This window comes from Streptomyces sp. PU-14G, assembly GCF_041028275.1.
Classification (GTDB): domain Bacteria; phylum Actinomycetota; class Actinomycetes; order Streptomycetales; family Streptomycetaceae; genus Streptomyces.
The window spans coordinates 1-3704 of the sequence record NZ_JASKYT010000506.1; the positions used below are offsets into that span (position 1 = coordinate 1).

Consider the following 3704-nt stretch of genomic DNA (forward strand, 5'->3'; position numbering starts at 1 on the left):
CCCCCGCCGCGGATCCGCCGCCCCCGCCCGCTCCGCTGTACGGGCCGGCCTTCTCCTCGTACGCGCCCGAGGACGTCGCCTGGCTGCTGCGCGACCTGTCCGACGTCGAGTTGGAGGCGCCCACCGAGGAGCGCGAGGAAGCCATCCAGGCGGGCGGCGCCCACTACGCCGAGTCGCTGCCCGTCGAATACCAGCCCTCCGCCGCGTACCAGCGCCTCTTCCACAGCGCGCTGGAGACCTCGGCCGCACGGCTGGCCCGCGCGGTCGGCACCGTGACCGAGACCGTGCTCGCCGAGCGCGGCCCCCGCCCCGTGCTGGTGTCACTGGCCCGTGCCGGCACGCCCGTCGGCGTACTGATGCGCCGCTGGGCCCAGCGCACCCACGGCCTGGACCTGCCGCACTACGCCGTCTCGATCGTCCGGGGCCGCGGCATCGACGTCGGCGCGCTGGCCCACCTGGCCGCCCACCACGACCCGGCCGACGTCGTCTTCGTGGACGGCTGGACCGGCAAGGGCGCCATCACCAGGGAACTGGCCCAGGCGCTCGCCGCGCACCCGCGCTTCAACCCGGAGCCCGCCGTCCTCGCCGACCCCGGCTCGTGTGTGGGCACCTACGGCACCCGCCAGGACTTCCTCATCCCCTCGGCGTGCCTCAACTCGACCGTCTCGGGGCTGATATCCCGCACCGTGCTCCGCGCCGACCTGGTGGGCCCGCACGACTTCCACGGCGCCAAGTTCTACCGCCGGCTGGCCGGAAGCGACCTCTCGGAGCTGTTCGTGGACACCGTCGCCGACCGGTTCGCGGCGGTCCGCGACGACGTGCGGCGGGACATGGCAGCCCTGGCCGCCGCCGACCGCACCCCCACCTGGGCCGGCTGGCGCGCCGTCGAGCACATCAGCGAGGACTACGGCATCGGCGACGTCAACCTGATCAAGCCGGGCGTCGGGGAGACGACCCGCGTACTGCTGCGCCGCGTCCCCTGGCGCATACTGGCCCGCCGCGGCGCCGGAGCCGATCTCGACCACGTACGGCTCCTGGCCGAGCAGCGCGGCGTCCCCGTCGAGGAGACGGACGACCTGCCCTACACCTGCGTCGGACTCATCCACCCCCGCTACACGCGCGGTGCCACCGGCGCCGACGGAAAGGCCGCCAGGTGACGACAGAACGGGTGCTCCTCGCCAGCGACCTCGACCGCACCCTGATCTACTCCGCCCCCGCGCTGGAGTTGACCATGCCCGACACCCGGGCGCCGCGCCTGCTGTGCGTCGAGACGTACGAGCACAAGCCGCTCTCCTACATGACACAGGAGGCGGCCGCACTGCTGGAGGGCCTCGCCACCCGTACCGTGTTCGTGCCCGCCACCACGCGCACGCCCGAGCAGTACCGCCGCGTCCGGCTGCCGGGACCACCGCCCCGCTTCGCCGTCTGCTCCAACGGCGGCCATCTCCTCGTCGACGGCCACAGCGACCCCGACTGGCGCGCCCACGTGCGCGAACGGCTGGCCGCCTGCGCGCCGCTCGCGCAGATCCGGGAGCACATGCTGCGCCAGGCACGGCCCGAGTGGCTGCTCAAGGAACGCGTGGCCGACGACCTGTTCGCCTACCTCGTGGTCGAGCGTGCCCTGCTGCCCGACACCTGGGTCAAGGAACTGGCCGACTGGGCGGCCCCCCACGGCTGGGGCGTCTCCCTCCAGGGCCGCAAGATCTACGCGGTGCCCCACCCGCTGACCAAGAGCGCCGCCGTGGCGGAGGTGGCCCGCAGGGCCGGTACGGGACGCGTCCACGCGGCCGGCGACTCGCTGCTGGACGCCGACCTTCTCCAGGCCGCCGACCTGGCGTGGCGCCCGGCACACGGGGAACTCGCCGACAGCGGCTGGCAGCTGCCGCATCTGCGGGTGCTGCCGCAGCGCGGCGTGCTCGCCGGCGAACAGATCCTGCGGGAGATGACGGCCACGACGACGGCCGCGACGGAACCCTCCTCCACCTCCCGACGCTGAGCTGCTGGGGCGCTGAGCCGCTGAGGCGCTAAGCCGCTGAGGAGGAGCACGGGCGGCGAGCCGCTTCCCGGGAGGCGGGCGGCCTGGAGGTCACTCGCGCGGGCCGCGCCCGTACCCCCGTTCGTCGACCGCCGCCCGCTGCGCGGCGGACGCCGCCTTCGCCTCGGCTTCCGCGCCGGGGGCGTCCGGCTCCGCCTCGCCGCCGTACAGCGAGGCCCGGCGCCGCAGCTCCTCACCGCGTGCGCGCGCCCGCACCTGCCGTTCGCGCACGTCCCGGGCGCGCCGGGCGCGTTCGCTCTGCTCCGGATGGCGCTGCTGCCAGTACGGGTTGTCGTGCGGCAGGGCGCTCCCCACGCGCCCGTACATCCCGAAGACGAGCAGCAGCAGCCCGACGACGAAGCTGAACAGCACGTTCTGCAGCTCGAAGGCCAGGAAGTTGAAGCCGGTCTCCAAAAGCGCGAGATTGACGAAGCCGCTGAGGACGAACAGGCCACCGAGGACGATGTTGAGGCTGGAGGCGAAGTTGCCGCCGCGCACCGTGCCGGAGAACAGCAGCAGCCCGACGAGGATCGACAGCACGCTGAGCGCGCCGTTCGTGTTGAGGCCGCCGACCTGGTCGCCGCCGGTGTCGAAGAAGCCGATGCGGTCGGTGAGGCCCAGAACACCGAAGGCGGTCAGCAGCAGCCCCACCAGCCCGGCGCCCACCCGGTAGATCCGGCTGAGTCTGTGGTGCACGGGCATGTGCTCGTCGAGGATGCGCCGCCCGAACGGCAGCCGGGGCAGCCGCCGGCCGGGAGGGGCGGGAGAAGCGGCCACGGGGGCCTCCTCACAGCGGTTGGAGGCGCTCGGTACTCACCTTCCAGCATCCTCCCGTGGCAACGCGGACTCAACACGGCGCCGGGTGACAGGATGACTCCCCTCGGCAACCAGGAGCGGCCGGCTCGAAAGAGCGCCGGCGGGGGGCCGCGCGAAGCCGCACGGGCACGGGCGGGGGATCAGCTTCCCGAGGCCCGCTCCTGGCGGATCTGCTCCACCACCTGCTGGACCGTCTCGCGTACCGCGTCGAGCTCGGTGAGCAGGTGCCAGTAGTCCGGGTGTCGGCCGTTGAGCGAGGCGACCGCGCGATCCACCCGCTCCACCGCGTTGTCCAGCGGCTGCGCGTGCCGCGGATCGGGGGTGCTGCGCCCGGCCATCGCGAGACGCTGCGCGTCACGGATCGCGAAACGGGTGCGCTCGACCTCCTTGCTGTGGTCGAACGAGACCTCGTTGAGCCGCTGCAGCCGTTCCCCGGCCGCCTTGACCGCCTCGTCGGTGGTGTTCAGCAGCGCCCGCACCGTCGAGAGCAGCGACGTGGCATCGGGCCAGCGCTGCTCGGCCCGCGCGGTGCGGGCCTCGCCCAGCTTCTCGTTCGCCTGCCGCGCCGAGTGCTCGGCCTGCCGCGGCACGTTCTGCAGGTCCTGCCAGCAGGCGACGCTGAAGCGGCGCCGCAGCTCGCTGAGGACCGGTTCCACCTGGCCCGCGCGGGTCTGGAGCGCCTCCGTGCGGGTGCGCAGCGAGGCCCGCTCCACGGCGGGGGCCAGGCGGGCGAGCTGGTTCTCGGCCCGCGTCAGCAGGGAGCCGAGGCCCTGTGCGAACCGGTCGAGCTCCCCCTTGACCCGCTCCAGCTCCTGCCGCGCCCCGTCCAGCTCGGCGCGGGCCCGCCAGGGTC

At 73.9% G+C, this 3704-nt stretch carries 3 protein-coding genes and 1 pseudogene; 2 read left to right on the forward strand and 2 right to left on the reverse strand.

Annotated elements, in window-relative coordinates:
- Both AB8Z75_RS32415 and AB8Z75_RS32420 read left to right on the forward strand, forming a co-directional pair.
- The coding region (locus tag AB8Z75_RS32415) for a cysteine protease StiP family protein (RefSeq protein WP_369208314.1) at positions 1 to 1157 on the forward strand (1157 nt) is incomplete at its 5' end.
- A 74-nt stretch (positions 1158 to 1231) separates the two neighbouring features.
- Positions 1232 to 1996, forward strand: a complete 765-nt coding sequence (locus tag AB8Z75_RS32420; RefSeq protein ID WP_369208316.1) for an HAD family hydrolase — start codon at positions 1232 to 1234, stop codon at positions 1994 to 1996.
- A gap of 90 nt (positions 1997 to 2086) precedes the next feature.
- On the opposite strand, the gene AB8Z75_RS32425 is transcribed toward AB8Z75_RS32420, so the two are convergent.
- Together AB8Z75_RS32425 and AB8Z75_RS32430 are read right to left on the reverse strand one after the other, a co-directional pair.
- Positions 2087 to 2737: a DUF4383 domain-containing protein gene (locus AB8Z75_RS32425; RefSeq protein WP_369208318.1), complete on the reverse strand. Its 651-nt coding sequence runs from the start codon at positions 2735 to 2737 to the stop codon at positions 2087 to 2089.
- A gap of 254 nt (positions 2738 to 2991) precedes the next feature.
- Positions 2992 to 3704 (reverse strand): annotated as a pseudogene (locus tag AB8Z75_RS32430) (hypothetical protein); the annotation flags it as partial.